Source organism: Pseudoxanthomonas sp. z9 (assembly GCF_006542425.1).
Classification (GTDB): domain Bacteria; phylum Pseudomonadota; class Gammaproteobacteria; order Xanthomonadales; family Xanthomonadaceae; genus Pseudoxanthomonas_A.
On sequence record NZ_VFID01000012.1, the window covers coordinates 293,709 to 311,478 of the forward strand.

Below are 17,770 nucleotides of genomic sequence, written 5' to 3' on the forward strand. Positions count from 1 at the left end.
GCAGAACGCTGATTCTAGCGGTCAGCCGATATCCGTGCGAGTCCGTACGGTACCGTCCGCGAGCCGCGCCAGGAGCGCCTGCGCCAGCCGATCCGCGGCTTCCGGGGCCTGGGCGAAGAACAGCGAAGGCTCGGTCAGTTCCAGCTCCAGCAAGCGGGGAGCGCCGTCGGCACCACGCAATAGATCGATCCGGGCATACAGCAGGGGTTGCTCGAGCTTGAGCAGTCGGGAGGCCGCCGCGAGGACCTGGTCGGCCAGGCGTCGTTCGTCCTCGGCCGGCTCCCGGTTCCGGATGTCGCCGAAGGCGTGCGGATCCAGGGGGGATGTGTCGCCGATCTTGAGCAGCGCGCCCTTGCGGATGGCGTGGCTGTAACGTCCGTCGATATGGATCAGCGCGGTCTCCCCGTCCGCGTCGACGGCGGGCAGGTAGGGCTGGAGCAGGGCGCTGCGGCCGGCATCCAGCAGGCGGGCCAGGTGGTTGCCCGCGGCGAACTCCTGGGAACGCTGGTAGCGCTGGGTATCGCGGGCGCCGGCGCTGACCGCCGGCTTCACCACGAACTCCGCCGCATCGTGGGCCGCCAGGAAGCGTTGCAGTGCTTCCATCGGTTCGGCATCCGGCTCGACGAACTCGGTCGGCACGACGGGGATGCCGACGGCCGCCAGATCCGCCAGGTAGTGCTTGTCCGTGTTCCAGCGGATGACCGGCAGGGGATTGAGCAGCGGTACTGCGTGCGCGGTCCGCTCGCACCAGGCCATGAATTCCGGCAGGCGTTCGGTGTAGTCCCATGGAGAACGCAGGAGCGCCGCGCCCATCCGTCCCCAGCCGACCGAAGCGTCGTCCCAGGCGAGTGCGCGGGCGGTCAGCCCGGCGCGTTCGCAGGCGGATTGCAGGGGCGGGAGGTCTTCATCATGGCCAGTGGCCGAGATGGCGGTGACGAGGGCGATCGTGGTCATGCGGGCAGTGTAGGGGCAGAGCCGCGGGGATGTTGCCATTGCCCGAAAGTACCTGTCGCCTCGTGGGGGCATGGGTAGAATGGCGGACATTTCCGAGATGGATCATGCCGATGGCCGAAACCGCGAACGCGGCCCCCAAGACGGGCAAGCAGAAACTCTTTCCCAGCGCCGCCGCGGCACTGGATGGCATCGTGGCGGACGGCCAGATCCTGGCGGTCGGCGGGTTCGGCCTGTGCGGCATTCCGGAGGCGCTGATCGCCGCGCTGCGGGACAGCGGGGTGAAGGGGCTGACGGCCATCTCCAACAATGCCGGTGTCGATGGCTTCGGCCTGGGGCAACTGTTGGCGACCCGCCAGATCAGCAAGATGATTTCGTCCTACGTGGGCGAGAACAAGGAATTCGAGCGCCAGTACCTGGCCGGCGAACTGGAACTGGAATTCAACCCGCAGGGCACGCTGGCCGAACGGCTGCGCGCCGGCGGTGCCGGCATCCCGGCCTTCTTCACCCGCACCGGCTACGGCACGGTGGTCGCCGAAGGCAAGGAGACCCGCCAGTTCGGCGAGCACTGGTACGTGATGGAAACCGCGCTGGTGGCCGACGTATCGCTGGTCAAGGCCTGGAAGGCCGACAAGGCCGGCAACCTGGTGTTCCGCAAGACCGCGCGCAACTTCAACCCCGCCTGCGCCATGGCCGGAAAAATCTGCGTGGCGGAGGTCGAGCAGGTCGTCGAGATCGGCGAGATCGACCCCGATCACGTCCATCTGCCGGGCATCTACGTGGACCGTATCGTCCACAACCCGAATCCCGAGAAGCGCATCGAACAGCGCACCGTGCGCCAAGGAGACAAGTGATGGCCTGGACCCGTGACGAGATGGCCCAGCGCGCGGCGCGCGAGCTGACCGATGGCGCCTACGTGAACCTGGGCATCGGCCTGCCGACTTTGGTCGCCAACCACATTCCCGCCGGCATCGACGTCTGGCTGCAATCCGAGAACGGCCTGCTGGGCATCGGCCCGTTCCCGACCGAGGACGAGGTGGATGCCGACCTGATCAACGCCGGCAAGCAGACCGTCACCGCCCGGGCGGGCGCCAGCTACTTCGGCAGCCACGATTCGTTCGGCATGATCCGCGGCGGCCACATCGATCTGGCGGTGCTGGGTGCCATGCAGGTCACCGACCGGGGCGACCTGGCCAACTGGATGGTGCCCGGTAAGATGGTGAAGGGCATGGGCGGGGCCATGGATCTGGTCGCCGGGGTCAAGCGCATCGTGGTACTGATGGAACACGTGGCAAAGGACGGCAGCCACAAGATCCTGCCCCAGTGCGACCTGCCGTTGACGGGGGTGGGGGTGGTGAACCGGATCATCACCGACCTGGCGGTGTTCGACGTCACCCCGGCGGGGCTGGCCCTGGTTGAAACTGCGGACGGCGTCACCCTTGACGAACTCAGGGACAAGACCGGCGTACCCATCCGGACCCCCTGAAAAAGGGTGGGGCAGGGGCGGCTTAAGACAACCTGTACGGTGCCGCCCCTCCCGGCGTGTGAAATCAGGCTTCACGGCCGGGAAGCAGCGAGCTGGGTTATATTTCCCGATTCAGGGGCAACACCAGCCAGATTGAGGGTTCGCATGAAGTTTCGCCTCGGCGCATGCGCCGCCGTAGTTTTGTTGGCCGCCTGCAGCGGCCAGAAGTCCGACAGCCAGATGGCTGCGCTGCATGGCTCCGCAGGAGGCGATTCACTGAAGGCACAGGCCCGGGCGGGGATGACCCCATCCGGCCGCGATGTCCATCATTCGATTGCCAACGCTCCCGATCGCGGGACGCTGATGGCCTATCAGAACCAGGGGAAGCCGGTGAAGCGCGAGGGCGCGTTCACCTATTACCCGGTGAGCATGAGCGAGGAACACGCGCTCAAGGGTGTGGTGACCGGCCATATGACCGTACCCCTGCCGGATGGCAGCGAAGTCAAGCTCAAGTACGAACGCCACGACGAGGGCATCGACGGCAACTGGACCTGGGTTGGCCGCGTGGAAGGTGGTGATCCCATGCAGGAAGCCATCATCACCTTCGGTGAGGAAGCTGTCTTCGCCTCCATTCCGCAGGGCAACGGCAAACCACCGCTCAGCATCCGCACGCGTGGTACCGGCCTCTATGCGGTCCAGATGGATCCGACCAAGGTGCGTTCACCGAACGTTGGTCATAACGACATGGCGATTCCGGAGGCCAGTGGCCTAGTGGACACGGCTATGAGCCAGGCGCTGGCGGCCAAGGCGCAGGTTGCGCAGAACGCTGTCGCCATGGCGGCTCCTCCGACCGGAGTCAATACGATTGACGTGGCGGTGGGTTACACCGCTGGCTTCCGCAACCAGGCGGCCCTGAAGCAGCAGTCCGTGACGACGGCACTGACCTTCCTGTTGCAGGTCGCGAACCAAGGCCTCAGCAACAGCAAGGTCAATGGCTATCTGCGACTAGTGAACGCCCAGGAAGTCTCCTATACGGACACCAACGCAAATCAGACGGCCCTGTATGAACTCACCGGCAGCAATGGCGCCAGCAACGTCACCATTCCTGCAACACTGACCCCGCTGCGTACCGCGCGTGATCAGTACGGCGCCGATGTCGCGCTTTTGGTTCGTGGATTCCAGCAGCCTGAGCACCAGGGATGCGGTATTGCCTGGTTGATTGGCGCCAACGGTGCGACCGTGACCCCGGCTCAGGATGCCAAGTGGGGTTATGGCGTGGTCAGCTTCGGCGATGATTTGGGCGCGGATGGCAACAGTTATTACTGTGCGCCCGAAAGTATGGTGCATGAGGTTGGCCATCTGCTGGGCTCTGCCCATGACCAAGCCAATTCCAACAACACGTCGGGTCGCTACCCCTACTCGTACGGATACAAGAACACAGCCGGCAACTTCTATACCATCATGGCTTATGGTGATGCGGGCCAGACGCCGTACCGCCTGTTCTCCAATCCGAACCTCACGACCTGTGGAACCCCAGCCAGCGCTTGTGGAGTTGCGAACTCGGCCGACAATGCGCGCAGCTTGAACCAGACGATTCCGGTGGTGGCGCAGTTCCGGGCGACGGTGGTTCCCTTCCGCGGTACGGCCAATGACTTTGATGGCGACGGGAGGTCGGACGTCCTTTGGCGGAACTCATCGACCGCAGGCAACGTCATCTGGAAAACAGCCAACTCGTCAACGCAGCAGCATGTTTATTCTTTGAATGCTCCTTGGACGGTTGTCGGTATCGGTGATTTTGACGGTGACGGCAAGGCCGATATCCTGTGGCGAAATCTGACCACCGGTGCAAATGCCATCTGGAAAAGTGGGAACGCAACAACCCAACAGACGATCAGTTCTGTCGCGACTTATTGGAAAGTTGTCGGCATTGGTGATTTTGACGGTGACGGAAAGTCGGACATTCTCTGGCGTAACGGTAGCAACAACACCATCTGGAAGGGAGGTGTTGCATCGTCACAACAAGCCGTAGGTAAGCTGGATGCCGTGTGGCGGGTCGCCGGAATTGCCGATTTCAACGGAGACGGTCGATCCGACATTCTCTGGCGTAATCCAACTACTGGCGCCAATGTCATCTGGCGTTCCGCCAGTTCCAGCTCTACCCAAGCCGTGACCTCGGTCGCGACCTATTGGTTCGTGGCTGGCGTTGGTGATTTCAACGGTGATGGCAACGCCGACATTTTGTGGCGCAACAGCAGTTCGGCGGGCAGTAACGTCATCTGGAGAAGTGCAATCGCGACGCAGCAGCAAAGCGTCAGCTCCGTTGCTTCGTATTGGAAAGTTGTGGACATCGGTGACTATGACGGTGACGGCAATGCCGACATTCTCTGGCGCAATGCCAGCAATAGCACCATTTGGAAGTCCGCGAACGCAACTACTCAACAAGCGGTTTCCACAATTGACCGGGCGTGGATGCCGCAGCCTGCCAGGTAAAGTCTGGCATTTTGGCCCAGTGAATGAAGAAGCCCCGCAGTTGCGGGGCTTCTTTTTGCTTACTCATGTCCCACCGGACAACCGACGGTTCTATAGATTCTGATAGTTCGGTCCCGAACCACCCTCCGGGGTCACCCAGGTGATGATCTCGTAGGGGTCCTTGATGTCACAGGTCTTGCAGTGCACGCAGTTGGCGGCGTTGATCTGCAGGCGCTTGCCGCTGCTTCCATCCGCCATGGTGTCGTCGACGATTTCATAGACGCCTGCGGGACAGAAGCGGGTGCAGGGGTTGTCGTATTCCTCCGCGCAGCGGGTGACGCAGATCGAGGTGTCGGCGACCTTCAGGTGGACCGGCTGGTCCTCGTCGTGCTCGGTGGCGGCGTAGTAGACGCCTTGCAGGCGGTCACGCGGGGCGAGGGTGCGCTCGACGTAGTCGCGACGGGGTTCCTCATACTGGCCGATCTTGTCCAGCGACGACCAGTCCGGCTTGACCTTGAGCGTCCACGGCGAGAGTCCGCCGGTCGCGGTTTCCCAGGCGGCGTTGAGCAGGCCGAACCACATGCCCTTCTTGAAGCCGGGCTTGATGTTGCGGACCTGCTTCAGTTCTTTCATCGCATCTGAGGCGCGCAGGCGGGCGTCGAAGCCGGCGGGCTCCAGGCCGTTGCCCGCCAGGTGTTCGGCGGCCAGCATGCCGCTGCGGATCGCCTGGTGGGTGCCCTTGATCTTGGGTACGTTGAGCAGGCCGGCGGTGTCGCCGATCAGCAGCGCCCCCGGCATCTCCACCTTGGGCAGCGATTGCCAGCCGCCGGTGACGATGGCGCGAGCGCCCGCGGACAGGATGTTGCCGCCTTCCAGCAGCGGCTTGATCATCGGGTGGTTCTTCCACTGCTGGAAGGCCTCCCACGGCTTGTACTCCGGATCGGTGTAGTCGAGCCCGCTGACGTAGCCCAAGGCGATCTGGTTGTTGTCCAGGTGATAGAGGAAGCTGCCGCCGTAGATCCTGCCATCCGCCGGCCAGCCCATCGTGTGCACGATCTTGCCGGGGCTGACCCGGCCTTCCGGCACCTGCCAGAGTTCCTTGATGCCAATCGAGTAGCCTTGCGGGTCGCTGTCCTTGTCCAGGCCGAAGCGCTTGACCAGCCGCTTGGTCAGGTGGCCGCGTGCACCTTCGGCCAGCACCGTGACCTTGGCGCGGATGTCGATGCCCTGGGTGTAGCCGGGCTTGTGCGAACCATCCTTGGCCACACCCATGTCGCCGATGCGCACGCCGACCACCTTGCCGCTTTCGTCATGCAGGGTCTCGGCGGCGGCGAAGCCGGGATAGATTTCAACGCCCAGCGCCTCGGCCTGCGGCGCCAGCCAGGCGCACATCGCGCCGAGGCTGACGATGAAGTTGCCGTGGTTGCGCATGCCGGGCGGGACGATGGGCGCCTTGCGGCCGCCGGTCTTGTTGAGGAACCAGAACTCGTCGTCCTTCGCCGGCACGCAGACCGGCGGCGGATTGTCGCGCCAGCCGGGCAGCAGGGCGTCGAGCGGCGCCGGTTCGATCACCGCACCGGACAGAATCTGCGCGCCGACCGTGCTGGCCTTCTCGATCACACAGACCGAGATTTCCGGATTCAGCTGTTTCAGGCGGATGGCGAAGGCCAGGCCCGCGGGACCGGCACCGACGGTGACGACGTCGTACTCCATGACATCGCGTTCGGCTTCGGACATGGCTGGGCTTCCTCGTGGCGTTAGGCTGCGGCTATTTTCGGGGTTTGCGCGGGGTGGGGCAAATCCGCGAGCATGGCGCGCGATGACCATACCCCTGCCGTTGCTGCCGGATGGAACCATTGACCTGCCGGGCGCGCACCTGCGCCTGTGGCCGCAATGGCTGGCGCCGGAGGAGGCCGACGTGTTGATGGCTCGCCTGATCGCCGAGGTTCCGTGGGAGGTGCATCGCATCCGCCTGTTCGGACGGGAAGTCGATTCGCCCCGGCTCAGTTGCTGGATGGGGGATCCGGAAGCGCGCTATCGCTATTCCGGGGCGCTGTTCGAGCCGCATCCCTGGCATCCGGACGTGGAACGGCTGGCCTCACGCCTGCGGGATGATCTGGGAACGCCGTTCAACAGCGTGCTGCTCAATCGCTACCGCGGCGGGCGCGATGCGATGGGATGGCATAGCGATGACGAGCCGGAACTGGGCGAGGCGCCGGCAATCGCCTCGATCAGCCTGGGCGCCACCCGCCGCTTCGCGCTGAAGCACCGTGAACGGGCGGAAACCCGGCTGGCGCTGGATCTGCCGCATGGCAGCCTGTTGCTGATGGCCGGCGATACCCAGCGCCACTACCGGCATGCCCTGCCGCGCACGGCGCGGCCGGTGGGCGAGCGGATCAATCTGACTTTCCGCCTCATCCATCCGGTGTCCGCCCGCAGATAGCGGCCCGGTACGCGCGGACAGGCCGGAACAGTGCTCAGGGGCGACTGGCGTCGGCCTGTCCACTGACCAACACCCAGCCGGCAACCTCGCCGGTCAGGGTGGACAGCGCCTGCTCGAACGCGGCCGCCACCTGCGCGACGTCGGTCGAACCGGCCGGCCGGATCTGCTGGAAGGTGCGTGAGGCGACCACGCGCTGGCTACGATTCTGCACCAGCTTGGCATTGACCTCGATGGTGGCAGCCGGGACAGCCTGGCCAGCGTAGTCGGCCTCGAAGCGACGCACGTCCATCACCAGCCGGTAGTCGCCCAGGATGCCCGCATCGGCGCTGGAGACGGCGGGAATGCGGCCGGAATCCTCCAGCGTACGCTGCACCGCGTCCTGCAGCAGTTCGGTCGCCGGCTGCGACCACGAGGCACCCTTGTAGACCTGCAACTCGCCCGGCGCCGGCCGCACCGAGATGCGCGGGCTGTCGACCACGCGCGCGGCGGTGGGTTTGGCGATGACCAGCGACCAGGCCACCGTCGGCCAGGCCGGGTCGGCCGCGACCCGGACTTCCGGCGCATAGATGGTGGTGGGCTCACGTGGGCCGCTGCCCAGGATCGAGGAGCAGCCGGCCAGCGCGGCCAGCGACAGGATGAGGGAAATGCGCAGCGCCTTCATTTGGGTTCGAACTCCTTGGGTGCGTCGCGGCCGAGCAGGTAGCGGGTGGGGTTGCCTTCCAGCCGGTCACTGACCCGGCGCAGGTCGCGGACCAGGCCGCGCAACTCGGTCAGGGTCGGACCCAACTGGCCCAGGCCATCGTTGGCGAAGCTGTTGATGGCGGCGCGGTTCTCGCCCAGGATGGCGTCGGCGTTGCCGGCGGCCGAATCCAGCTTGGCGAGGGTGGCGTCCAGTTTGTTCAGCAGCGGCGGCAACTGCCGTACCAGGTTCTGATCGATGCGCTCGATGGCGCCGTTGGTGGTGGTCAGGGTCGCATCCAGTTTCTTCGCCGCGTCGCGCGCGCTGACGATCAGCGCCTGCAGGCCCTCGTCGCGATTGGCCAGCGAACCGCTGATGTTCTCCAGGTTCTGCAGGGTCGCGGCGATGCTGGCGACGTTCTTGTCGCTCAACACTTCATCCAGGCGCTCGACGATCCGGTTGGCGGTGTCGGTGATGTTCTGCAACGCGGAGGGCGCGGTCTGGATGACCGGCGCTTCGCGCTTGTCCACCGACGTCAACGCCGGCGCCTGTGGAGTACCACCACTGAGCTGGATGATGGTGGGGCCGGTCAGGCTGGTGATGGCCAGCTTGGCACGGGTGTCGGTCTTGATCGGGGTGGAAGACTCCACCCGGATGCTCGCCACCACCTGGCGCGGGTCATTGGGAGCAAGCGACAGCTTGGTGATGGATCCGACGGCGATGCCGTTGTACTGCACCGGGCTGCCGACGGACAGGCCGGTGACTGCTTCGCGAAACACGATCTGGTATTGCTGCCAGGTGCGCTCGGAGGAGTACTTCGCCGCCCACAGGCCGAACAGCAGCAGCGCCGCCGCCGTCACCAGGGTGAAGGCGCCGATGAGGACGTAGTTGGCTCGGGTTTCCATGCTTCAGGCTTCCTCTTGTTCGGGCTCGCCACGGGCAGCCCTGGCCCGGGGGCCATGGAAATACTCCTGGACCCAAGGGTGATCGAAGCGCTCCACTTCCGCCAGCGGCGCGGTAATCACGACCTTGCGATCGGCCAGTACCGCGACCCGGTCGCAGATAGCGTACAGGGTGTCCAGATCATGGGTGATGAGGAACACCGTCAGGCCCAGCGCTTCCTGCAGGGTCTTGATCAGGCGATCGAATGCGGCCGCGCCGATCGGGTCCAGGCCGGCGGTCGGCTCGTCCAGGAACAGCAGCGGCGGGTCCAGCGCAAGTGCGCGTGCCAGGCCGGCGCGTTTGCGCATGCCACCGGACAGTTGCGCGGGCAGCTTGTTGAGCGCGTCGGCCGGCAGGCCCGCGAGCTTGATCTTCAGCAGCGCCAGTTCATAGCGCCAGCTGTCGGGCAATTCGCCGTGATGTTCCTTCAGTGGCACCTGCACGTTCTCACCCACGGTCAGCGAGGAGAACAGGGCGCCGTCCTGGAACAGCACACCGGTGTTGCGTTCGATATGCAGGCGCGCCTGCGGGTCTTCGGACAGCGCATCGGTATCGAGCACGCGGATGCTGCCGGCCTGCGGGGCGCGCAGGCCGAGGATGGCCCGCATCAGCACCGATTTGCCGGTACCCGAGCCGCCGACCACGCCGAGGATTTCGCCGCGCCGCACGTCCAGGTCCAGGCCATCGTGCACGACCTGCTCGCCGAACCTATTGACCAGTCCGCGGACCTGGATGATCGCGTCGTCACTTGCATCGGCCATCGCGTCACCAGCCCATGTGCATGAACCACAACGCGGCGAGCGCGTCGAGGATGATGACCAGCGAGATCGTCTGCACCACGCTGGAGGTGGTGCGCTCGCCGACCGATTGCGCGGTGCCGGTGACCTGCAGTCCCTGCAGGCAGCCGATCAGGCCAATCACCAGCGCGAACACCGGCGCCTTGGACAGGCCGACCAGGAAATGCCGCACCTCCATGGTGTCGTGCATCCGGGCCAGATACATCTGCGGAGGAATGCCCAGGTCGAATGCACCCACCGTCACGCCGCCGGCCAGGCCGGCCATCATCGAAATGAAGGTCAGCAGCGGCAGCATCACCAGCAGGGCGACCAGCCGTGGAATCACCAGCAGATCCACCGGATCCAGCCCCAGGGTCCGGATCGCGTCGATTTCCTCTCGGCTCTTCATCGCGCCGATCTGGGCGGTGAAGGCCGATGCGGTGCGTCCGGCCAGCACGATCGCCGTCATCAGTACCGCGAACTCGCGCAGGAAGGCGATGCTGACCAGTTCGACCACGAAGATCTCGGCGCCGAAGTCCCGTAGCACGGTCGAGCCGAGGAATGCGATGACCGCACCCACCATGTACGAGAGCAGGATGACCAGCGGTACGGCGTCCAGGCCGACCTGCTCCATGTGCGAAACGGTAGCGATGGCGCGGAAACGGCGCGGTTCCTTGACCATTCGCGCCAGCTTGACCAGGTTCTCGCCGGTGAAGCTGAGCAGGGCGACGATTTCGTGCCCGTTCTCGCTGACCCGTTCGCCCAGGCGCGACAACGCGGCCAGGAAGCCATAGTCGCGCTTGCGCGGCGGCCGATCGTCGGCGACGTCCTCGATGGTCGATACCAGCGCCTGGTGATCCTCGCGGAACAGCAGCGCCTCCGGCGCCAGCTTGCGCCGACTGGCGAAGCGCAGCAGTTGCAGCACGCCGGCCGAATCGATGCGGGCGATGCCGGTGGCGTCCAGTTCGGTCACCCCTTCGGGGACTTCGCGCAGGCGATCGGCGACTTTCAGGGCGGTCGCGAGCGTCCAATCGCCTTCCAGCCGCACCCGCGAGGGTTCGGAGGGGTCGGATTGGAACTGCGGGCGTGCGTCGGTTCGGGTCATGGCGTCGCTCGGCCCAGCAGCATACAGGCTATGCCGCTGAACGTAAGCAGGACGCCGACCGCGCCGCGCCGGCCCAGCGGCTCGCGCAGCCAGACCGCCGCGAGGATCACCAGGAACACCGACGCGGATTCGTTGAGGATGGCCGCCACCGAGGCCGAGGTGTACTTGTAGCCGCCCAGCCACAGGACCATTGAAAGCCCCTGGCCGATCACCGCGGCGAGGATCAGCCGGCGCCACGGCACCTTGCCGGGATCGAACGCGCGATGGCGCCGCAGGCCGGGCAGGGCGGCGATCAGCAGCAGGCCGGCGACCGCGCCGACCAGGCGCAGCACGGTGACCCAGAGCAGCGGCTGTTCCTCGAGGATCCGCTTGACCATCACGATCGCGAGCGCCATCAGCGCAATCGCGCTCATGCCAATCAGCACGCCGCGCAAGGTGTGGGCCGGATGCGTCCGCCATTCCCGCGGCGGGCGGGTGACCAGCAGCACGCCCAGGCCGACCAGGCCGAAGCCCAGCCATTGGCGCGCGCCCAGGCGCTCGTCCAGCCACAGGAACCCCATCAACAGCACCAGCGGACTGTAGAGATTGCCGATGACGCCCATGCGGCCGGCACCCAGTTCGTTGAGCGCGCGGAAGTACAGGGTGTCGGCGATGGCGATGCCAAGCACGCCGCTGGCCAGCACCAGCGCGACGTCGCGCATCGGCATCTGCGGCCATTGGCCGGCGTGCAGGAACAGGACTACCGGCGCCAGCAGCGCCAATATCAGCCCGTTCTTCATCAGGTTGAGCGCCAGCGGCGGCAGGGTCGCGCCCAACTGGCGCGCCAGGATCACGCCCACCGCCCAGGCGGCCGCGCTGCCGAGCGCCAGCGCCTCGCCGATACCAATACTCAACGTCCACCTTTATGCTGCGCCGACCGCGATCAGTTTACGCAATCCCCATGCGGCCCATCCCCGGCGAAGCCGGCTCCAACCTTTGTGACATGTCAGAGAATTCGGCCTCCGCCACCTACGCCCAGCGCATCGCCTTTGTCTGCGAGATCGCCAGCCGCCTGCACAGCTACGGCACCACCGCCCAGCGCCTGGAAGCGGCGGTGGCCGCGCTTTCGCAGCGGCTCGGGCTGGATTGCGAGCCATGGTCGAATCCGACCGGGCTGATCCTGAGTTTCAACGATCCGGCACGTCCGCTGGGCGCCAGCGATACCACCCGGGTAATCCGGCTGGCGCCCGGTGAAAACGATCTGCACAAATTGAGCGAGGCCGACCGGATCGCCGAGGACGTGGTCGCCGGGCGAATGAGCGTGGCCGAGGGCCATACCGCGCTGCGCTCGCTGGATCGCAGGCCCAGCGCCCGCTGGCGGGCGATGCAGGTGCTGGCCTCGGGGCTGGCCTCCGGCGCGGTCGCCGGTCTGTGGCGGCTGCCGTGGCTGGACATCGCCACCGCCGGCCTGATCGGCCTGCTGATTGGCCTGCTGGGCCATCTGATCGCGCGACGGCCGCAGATGAAGGAGGCCAGCGATGCGCTCTCGGCGCTGCTGGCCGGCTTCGTGGCGATCCTGATCGCCAACTTCATCGCGCCGCTGAATCTCAACACGGTCATCATCGCATCGCTGATCGTATTGCTGCCCGGCATGGCGCTGACCAATTCGGTGAACGAGCTGACCAGCCAGCATCTGGTGTCCGGCGTGGCCCGTTTCGCGGGTGCGATGGCGACGATTCTGAAACTTACCGTCGGCAGCCTGATCGCGGTCACGCTGGCGGAACTGGTGGGCCTGTATCCGGAGGTGCGTGCGTCGCGGCCGCAGCCGGAATGGGTGGAATGGTCGTCGATGGTGCTGGCCGCGTACGCATTCGCGGTGCTGTTCAAGGCGCATCGCCGCGATTACCCCTGGGTGATGGCCGCCGCTTTCGCCGGTTACGGCATTTCGCGCTTCGCCGGCGAGGCATGGGGTGCGCCGGTGGGCATCTTCCTGTCGGCACTGGTGCTAACCGCCGCGGGCAACGCCTTCGCGCGCTGGGCCAACCGGCCCGGCGCGCTGATCCGGGTGCCCGGCATCCTCATGCTGGTCCCGGGCAGCGCGAGCCTGCGTGGGCTGATGACGCTGGTCCAGCAGCAGGACGTCGGCGTCGGCCAGTCGGCGCTGCTGGGCGTGACCAACATCGTGATGGCGCTGATCGCGGGATTGCTGTTCGGCAACCTGGTGGTATCGGCACGCAAGAATCTCTGAATCTGAACGGTAGCCGGTTTGCGCCGGGACTCCGGCAGGGCGGTGCATCGGCGCGTAGAATCAGCCCCCAGAAACAAGAAACGCCACGGGCCGAAGCGCGTGGCGTTCCTGTCTTGCGGTGAAGCGGATTACTTCTTCTTGATCAGGAAGTCTTCCAGCTTCTTGCCCTTGGCGGTATGCGCGGCCAGCCAGCGCGGCTGCTTGCCGCGACCAGTCCAGGTTTCCTTGGGATTGGCGGGGTTGCGGTACTTGGGTGCCACCTTGCCGAGCTTGCGGCCGGCGCGCGGAGCGGACTTGGCGGCGGCCTTGCGGCCACGTGCCGCGGGAGCCTTGCCTGCCGTACCGAACAGTTCCTCGATCGTATAACCCTCGGCCTTGGCGAACTTGGTGATTCTGCTGCGAATGGCAGCGATGGGAGTGCGTTTGGCCAGTTTCGTCTGCTGCTGGCGGGCTTTCTCGATCAGGCTGCCCAGTTCTTTGGCCGACAGGCCACGCAAATCAATCGACATCTAGTTCTCCGGATGTATGGAAAGGGAATATCACCTGTCCATGGCGGGAGTTGCATCTTAGCCATGCGGCTTTGCAGAAACAAATCGGGGCGGATAATGTCAGTGAGTCGACATATATCCGCCCCGAACGTCATCCGGATTATCGTTCAGCCCGCGAGGCGGCGAATCAATTCCGATTTGTCGAGATTTTCCGCTTCGCTGGCCTTGCGGAAGCGATATTCATAGGTTCCGGCCGCAAGTCCGCGTTCGGACACGACCACGCGATGCGGAATGCCGATCAGTTCGATGTCGGCGAACATCGCGCCCGGACGCAGGCCGCGATCATCCAGTACCGCGTCGACGCCGTCGCCGATCAACTCCGCCAGCAATTCATTCGCCGCCTGGGCCACCGCCGGATCGTTCTTGGGATTGATCACGCAGACCGCCACCGACCAGGGCGCCATCGGCGCCGGCCAGATGATGCCGTTGGCATCATGGTTCTGCTCGATCGCCGCGGCGACGATGCGGCTCACGCCGATGCCGTAGCAGCCCATCGCCGGCGTCGCCGCCTTGCCGTTTTCATCCAGCACGGTGAACTGCATGGCCTCGCTGTACTTGCGGCCCAACTGGAACACGTGGCCGACCTCGATGCCGCGTGCCAGGCGGATCTGGCCACCATCAGCGGCGGCTTCGCCCTCGACCACGTTGCGGATGTCGGCGACGGTTTCAGGTTCGGCCAGATCGCGGTCCCAGTTGACGCCGGCAAGGTGGAAGCCGGCCTCGTTGGCGCCGACCACGAAATCGGCCATGGCCGCGACGTCGCGGTCGGCGATCACGCGGATGGCCTGGCGCGGATTGATCGGGCCGAGGAAACCCGGCTCGCTGCCCAGGTGGTCCAGGATTTCCGCTTCGCTGGCCAGGCGGTATCCGGTCATGCCGGCCACCTTCGCCAGTTTGATTTCGTTGACCGCGTGATCGCCGCGCACCAGCGCCAGCACGAAGCCTCCCTCGGTCATCAGCGCGACCGACTTGACCGTGCGCTGCAACGCGATGCCCATCAGCGCGGCCACGTCCTCGCAGGTCTTCTGGGTGGGTGTGTCGATCTTGCGCAGCGCTTCCGCAGCGGCCGGACGCGGCCCGGGCGCCGCGGCCTGCGCGGCTTCCACGTTGGCGGCGTAGTCCGAACCGGTGGAGAAGGCCAGTGCGTCCTCGCCGGATTCGGCCAGCACGTGGAATTCCTGCGAGGCGTCTCCGCCGATGGCGCCGCTGTCGGCCTGCACCGCGCGGAAGTCCAGGCCCAGGCGGGTGAAGATGCGGGTGTAGGCCGCATGCATGTTGCGGTACTCGCGCACCAGATCCTCGTCGGTCAGGTGGAACGAGTAGGCGTCCTTCATGATGAACTCGCGCGCGCGCATCACTCCGAAGCGCGGGCGGATTTCGTCGCGGAACTTGGTCTGGACCTGGTAGAAGTTCACCGGCAGCTGCTTGTAGCTGTTCAGCTCCTGCCGGGCGAAGTCGGTGACGGCCTCTTCCGCGGTGGGGCTGTAGCAGAACTCCTGCTCCTTGCGATCCTTGAGCTTGAGCAATTGATCGCCGAATTTGTCCCAGCGCCCGCTTTCGTCCCACAGCTCGCGCGGCTGGATGGTCGGCATGACCATTTCGATGGCGCCGGCGCGATTCATCTCCTCGCGCACGACAGTTTCCACTTTGCGCAGCACCCGCAGGCCCAGCGGCGACCAGGTGTACAGGCCGGCGGCCAGCTTGCGGATCATGCCGGCGCGCAGCATCAACTGGTGGCTGACCAGTTCGGCGTCGGCCGGGGTTTCCTTGGCGGTGCGGAGATGGAATTGCGACAGGCGCATCGAGATTCGGTTTTTCGGGGGAATGAGCGGCCTATTCTGCCAGCCTTGCGCAGTCCGCGCCCGCGCCCATGGTGGTGGCGCGGCTTCCTGCGCTGTCGGCAATGGCGCCGCGGCGCGGCGAAAGATCAATTCGCGGGCGGGACGCAGTACGCCTTTTCGGCCGCCTGGGCCAGCGCCAGCTGGTTGGCGCGCTGGCTCTCGTCCATCGCCTGCCCGGGCTTGCCGTCCGCATCCGCCTGCAGCACGGGGCCGCTGCCACGCAGGATTTCCAGGTTCCTGCGCGCGGTGGTGCACTGCGGGTGTTCGACGGACTTGCCCGCGGCATCGTCGGCCTGGGGAACCGGTTCTCCGCGCGGCGCGATGCGGCGGTCCTGGTATTGCTGTCCGGCAGGAGGCTTGTCCGAATAGTGGGTCACGCCCTTGGCGTCTTTCCACTGGTAGACCGGAGTGGCCAGGCACGGCAGGCTGGCCGCGGCCAGGGCCAGCAGAAGGCCGGTGGACAGTCGGGGCGGTGCGCGCACGGTCGGCTCCAGGCGGAAACGGCAGGAACCGGATTGCAGCATCCCCCCGCCGGCCTGGCAAGCCGGAGGCGGGGGGGCTTGGGCTAAACTGGGACGCATGGACGAAATCAAGCCGCCGCCGCGCTCCCGCGGCATCTACCTGTTGCCGAACCTGTTCACCACCGCCGGCCTGTTCGCGGGGTTCTACGCGATCATCGCCGCCGCCGACGGCCAGTTCGTCAACGCCGCCATCGCGGTGTTCGTGGCGGGACTGATGGACGGCATCGACGGCCGCGTCGCCCGCCTCACCGGCACCAGCAGCGCGTTCGGCGTGCAGTACGACTCGCTGGCCGATCTGGTCAGCTTCGGCCTGGCACCGGCGCTGGTGATGTATCACTGGTCGCTTTCGGCGCTGAAGCTGGACAACGCCGCGATGGGGCGGGTGGGCTGGGCGGTGGCATTCCTCTATGCGGCCTGCGCGGCACTGCGGTTGGCGCGGTTCAATACCCAGGTCGGCACGGTCGACAAGCGCTGGTTCGTCGGCCTGGCCAGTCCGGCCGCGGCCGGGCTGATGATGTCGTTCGTGTGGGCCTTCGCCGATGGCAGCCTGGGCTGGAACGGCGACGAACTGCGCTACGTGGCGCTGGCGGTGACGATCGTGGCGGCATTGCTGATGGTCAGCCGGATCCGCTTCTGGAGCTTCAAGGGCAGCGGCGAAGGCGGTGCGCGCGGGGACCGGGTGCCGTTCGTGGCGCTGTTCCTGGTGGCCGTGGCGATCGCGGTGCTGTTCATCGATCTGCCCCGCGTACTGTTCGCGGTGGGCGTGGTGTACGCGTTGTCCGGCCCGGGCTACTGGTTGTGGCAGCGTTCCCGGCGCGGCGAGGCGCGGGCGTGAGCCTGTCGCCGCAAGCCTCGCCCTGGTCGGCCGAGCAGCAGGGCTGGCTGGCAGCGCTGGGTTACACGGTGTGGCTGGCCGGGGACGCGGCGACCGACGAACCGGAGCCGGTGGTCGCCACGCATGCGGGTGCGCCGGCGACGGTGTCCGAAACGGTGGCGCCGGCACCCCCGATGCACGTGCCGCGCCGCGACGTCGCGTCACCCAGGGCGCCCGCGTTCGATCAGGCACCTGCGAGCGAACGTCCGCGGGCGCCGGCGGTCCGCCCGCGTCCGGCATCGCGCCTGCCGGACCGGCTGCATTTCGCCCTGATCCGCGCATCGGGCTGCAATCCGAACGCGGAAGGCGCCGCGGAGATCTTCGCGCAGTGGCCGGCTTCCTCGGAACTGCGCGGCAACCCGGCCGCCAAGCGCGCCCTGTGGCCGCGGTTGCGGGCATTGCGCCGGCCCTCGGCACCGTGAGCGCGGTCAGCGTCGAGCCGGGCATCGCCCCGTCGGCCTCGTTGCGGCCGATGCGCGATGGCGATCTCGACGCGGTGATGGCGATTGAACAACGCGCCTATCCGTTTCCCTGGACCCGTGGCATTTTCCGTGACTGCCTCAAGGCCGGTTATCCGGCCTGGGTGATGGTCGAGCATGGCCTGGTGATCGGCTATGGCCTGATCAGCATCGCCGCCGACGAAGCCCATATCCTCAATGTCTGCGTGACGCCCGAACGGCAGGGACGTGGCCTGGGCCGGTACCTGCTGCGCGCGCTGGTGAAGCAGGCGGGCGATCTGCGCGCGGGCCGCGTATTCCTGGAGGTCCGCCCGTCCAACCTGGGCGCGATCCGGCTGTACCACAGCGAAGGCTTCAACGAGATCGGCCGGCGGCCGCGCTATTACCCCGCCCGCGACGGGCGCGAGGATGCGCTGGTGATGGCGATCGAACTGGTCGCCGACGACATCGAGAAGATGCCGCCGCTGTAGG

The 17,770-nt window shown here is 66.3% G+C and carries 17 protein-coding genes and 1 pseudogene; 8 read left to right on the forward strand and 10 right to left on the reverse strand.

Going from position 1 to position 17,770, the window contains the following annotated elements:
• Positions 1-21 precede the first annotated feature (21 nt).
• On the reverse strand, positions 22-954 hold the full coding sequence (locus FG323_RS15425; protein ID WP_141455593.1) for a hypothetical protein: 933 nt from the start codon (positions 952-954) through the stop codon (positions 22-24).
• Between the two features lie 110 nt (positions 955-1,064).
• On the opposite strand from FG323_RS15425, the gene FG323_RS15430 reads away from it, so the two are divergent.
• From FG323_RS15430 to FG323_RS15440, 3 genes are all read left to right on the forward strand, one after another.
• Positions 1,065-1,805, forward strand: a complete 741-nt coding sequence (locus tag FG323_RS15430; protein WP_141455594.1) for a CoA transferase subunit A — start codon at positions 1,065-1,067, stop codon at positions 1,803-1,805.
• On the forward strand, positions 1,805-2,437 hold the full coding sequence (locus FG323_RS15435) for a CoA transferase subunit B (protein ID WP_141455595.1): 633 nt from the start codon (positions 1,805-1,807) through the stop codon (positions 2,435-2,437). Before FG323_RS15430 ends, FG323_RS15435 begins: the two co-directional genes overlap by 1 nt.
• Positions 2,438-2,581: 144 nt before the next feature.
• A complete protein-coding gene (locus tag FG323_RS15440) occupies positions 2,582-4,906 on the forward strand; it encodes an FG-GAP-like repeat-containing protein (protein WP_141455596.1) in 2,325 nt (774 codons plus the stop codon).
• Positions 4,907-4,996: 90 nt separating this feature from the next.
• On the opposite strand, the gene FG323_RS15445 is transcribed toward FG323_RS15440, so the two are convergent.
• Positions 4,997-6,622 carry an electron transfer flavoprotein-ubiquinone oxidoreductase gene (locus tag FG323_RS15445; protein WP_141455597.1) on the reverse strand — a complete coding sequence of 542 codons (1,626 nt, stop codon included), beginning with the start codon at positions 6,620-6,622 and terminating at the stop codon, positions 4,997-4,999.
• Positions 6,623-6,704: 82 nt separating this feature from the next.
• On the opposite strand from FG323_RS15445, the gene FG323_RS15450 reads away from it, so the two are divergent.
• The gene (locus FG323_RS15450; RefSeq protein WP_141455598.1) at positions 6,705-7,328 is read left to right on the forward strand and encodes an alpha-ketoglutarate-dependent dioxygenase AlkB; all 624 of its coding nucleotides are present in this window, start codon (positions 6,705-6,707) and stop codon (positions 7,326-7,328) included.
• 34 nt (positions 7,329-7,362) lie between these two features.
• On the opposite strand, the gene FG323_RS15455 is transcribed toward FG323_RS15450, so the two are convergent.
• Genes FG323_RS15455 through FG323_RS15475 form a run of 5 tightly spaced genes read right to left on the reverse strand, consistent with a single transcriptional unit; the run spans position 7,363 to position 11,723 of the window.
• The gene (locus FG323_RS15455; RefSeq protein WP_141455599.1) at positions 7,363-7,989 is read right to left on the reverse strand and encodes an ABC-type transport auxiliary lipoprotein family protein; all 627 of its coding nucleotides are present in this window, start codon (positions 7,987-7,989) and stop codon (positions 7,363-7,365) included.
• Positions 7,986-8,912, reverse strand: a complete 927-nt coding sequence (locus FG323_RS15460) for an MlaD family protein (RefSeq protein WP_141455600.1) — start codon at positions 8,910-8,912, stop codon at positions 7,986-7,988. The genes FG323_RS15455 and FG323_RS15460 overlap by 4 nt, the downstream gene beginning before the upstream one ends.
• 3 nt (positions 8,913-8,915) lie before the next feature.
• Positions 8,916-9,710, reverse strand: a complete 795-nt coding sequence (locus FG323_RS15465; RefSeq protein WP_141455601.1) for an ABC transporter ATP-binding protein — start codon at positions 9,708-9,710, stop codon at positions 8,916-8,918.
• A 4-nt stretch (positions 9,711-9,714) separates the two neighbouring features.
• On the reverse strand, positions 9,715-10,830 hold the full coding sequence (locus FG323_RS15470) for an ABC transporter permease (RefSeq protein ID WP_141455602.1): 1,116 nt from the start codon (positions 10,828-10,830) through the stop codon (positions 9,715-9,717).
• Positions 10,827-11,723, reverse strand: coding sequence for a DMT family transporter (locus FG323_RS15475; protein WP_141455603.1), 897 nt, complete (start codon positions 11,721-11,723; stop codon positions 10,827-10,829). Before FG323_RS15475 ends, FG323_RS15470 begins: the two co-directional genes overlap by 4 nt.
• 89 nt (positions 11,724-11,812) lie before the next feature.
• Here FG323_RS15475 and FG323_RS15480 point away from each other — a divergent pair, with 89 nt between their 5' ends.
• On the forward strand, positions 11,813-13,057 hold the full coding sequence (locus tag FG323_RS15480; protein WP_141455604.1) for a threonine/serine exporter family protein: 1,245 nt from the start codon (positions 11,813-11,815) through the stop codon (positions 13,055-13,057).
• Positions 13,058-13,188: 131 nt separating this feature from the next.
• On the opposite strand, the pseudogene FG323_RS15485 reads toward FG323_RS15480, so the two are convergent.
• The 3 genes and pseudogenes from FG323_RS15485 to FG323_RS15495 form a co-directional block, all read right to left on the reverse strand.
• Positions 13,189-13,566, reverse strand: a pseudogene (locus FG323_RS15485) (H-NS histone family protein); the annotation flags it as partial.
• A 146-nt stretch (positions 13,567-13,712) separates the two neighbouring features.
• Positions 13,713-15,407, reverse strand: coding sequence for a proline--tRNA ligase (locus FG323_RS15490; protein ID WP_141455606.1), 1,695 nt, complete (start codon positions 15,405-15,407; stop codon positions 13,713-13,715).
• Positions 15,408-15,532: 125 nt separating this feature from the next.
• Positions 15,533-15,910, reverse strand: coding sequence for a DUF4124 domain-containing protein (locus FG323_RS15495; RefSeq protein WP_255470208.1), 378 nt, complete (start codon positions 15,908-15,910; stop codon positions 15,533-15,535).
• Between the two features lie 115 nt (positions 15,911-16,025).
• Here FG323_RS15495 and pssA point away from each other — a divergent pair, with 115 nt between their 5' ends.
• The 3 genes from pssA to rimI are packed head-to-tail and all read left to right on the forward strand — an operon-like array spanning position 16,026 to position 17,769.
• On the forward strand, positions 16,026-16,802 hold the full coding sequence (pssA, locus tag FG323_RS15500) for a CDP-diacylglycerol--serine O-phosphatidyltransferase (RefSeq protein WP_141455608.1): 777 nt from the start codon (positions 16,026-16,028) through the stop codon (positions 16,800-16,802).
• 2 nt (positions 16,803-16,804) lie between these two features.
• Positions 16,805-17,263, forward strand: coding sequence for an alanine acetyltransferase (locus FG323_RS15505; protein WP_141455651.1), 459 nt, complete (start codon positions 16,805-16,807; stop codon positions 17,261-17,263).
• 50 nt (positions 17,264-17,313) lie between these two features.
• Positions 17,314-17,769 carry a ribosomal protein S18-alanine N-acetyltransferase gene (gene rimI / locus FG323_RS15510; RefSeq protein ID WP_141455650.1) on the forward strand — a complete coding sequence of 152 codons (456 nt, stop codon included), beginning with the start codon at positions 17,314-17,316 and terminating at the stop codon, positions 17,767-17,769.
• The last annotated feature ends 1 nt before the right edge of the window (position 17,770 follow it).

Coding starts and splice junctions, on each gene's coding strand:
- FG323_RS15480 (WP_141455604.1), top strand. CDS start 11,813: ATGTCAGAGAATTCGGCCTCCGCCACCTACGCCCAGCGCATCGCCTTT.
- FG323_RS15460 (WP_141455600.1), bottom strand. CDS start 8,912: ATGGAAACCCGAGCCAACTACGTCCTCATCGGCGCCTTCACCCTGGTG.
- pssA (WP_141455608.1), top strand. CDS start 16,026: ATGGACGAAATCAAGCCGCCGCCGCGCTCCCGCGGCATCTACCTGTTG.
- FG323_RS15430 (WP_141455594.1), top strand. CDS start 1,065: ATGGCCGAAACCGCGAACGCGGCCCCCAAGACGGGCAAGCAGAAACTC.
- FG323_RS15425 (WP_141455593.1), bottom strand. CDS start 954: ATGACCACGATCGCCCTCGTCACCGCCATCTCGGCCACTGGCCATGAT.
- FG323_RS15465 (WP_141455601.1), bottom strand. CDS start 9,710: ATGGCCGATGCAAGTGACGACGCGATCATCCAGGTCCGCGGACTGGTC.
- FG323_RS15490 (WP_141455606.1), bottom strand. CDS start 15,407: ATGCGCCTGTCGCAATTCCATCTCCGCACCGCCAAGGAAACCCCGGCC.
- FG323_RS15450 (WP_141455598.1), top strand. CDS start 6,705: ATGACCATACCCCTGCCGTTGCTGCCGGATGGAACCATTGACCTGCCG.
- rimI (WP_141455650.1), top strand. CDS start 17,314: ATGCGCGATGGCGATCTCGACGCGGTGATGGCGATTGAACAACGCGCC.
- FG323_RS15445 (WP_141455597.1), bottom strand. CDS start 6,622: ATGTCCGAAGCCGAACGCGATGTCATGGAGTACGACGTCGTCACCGTC.
- FG323_RS15455 (WP_141455599.1), bottom strand. CDS start 7,989: ATGAAGGCGCTGCGCATTTCCCTCATCCTGTCGCTGGCCGCGCTGGCC.
- FG323_RS15440 (WP_141455596.1), top strand. CDS start 2,582: ATGAAGTTTCGCCTCGGCGCATGCGCCGCCGTAGTTTTGTTGGCCGCC.
- FG323_RS15470 (WP_141455602.1), bottom strand. CDS start 10,830: ATGACCCGAACCGACGCACGCCCGCAGTTCCAATCCGACCCCTCCGAA.
- FG323_RS15435 (WP_141455595.1), top strand. CDS start 1,805: ATGGCCTGGACCCGTGACGAGATGGCCCAGCGCGCGGCGCGCGAGCTG.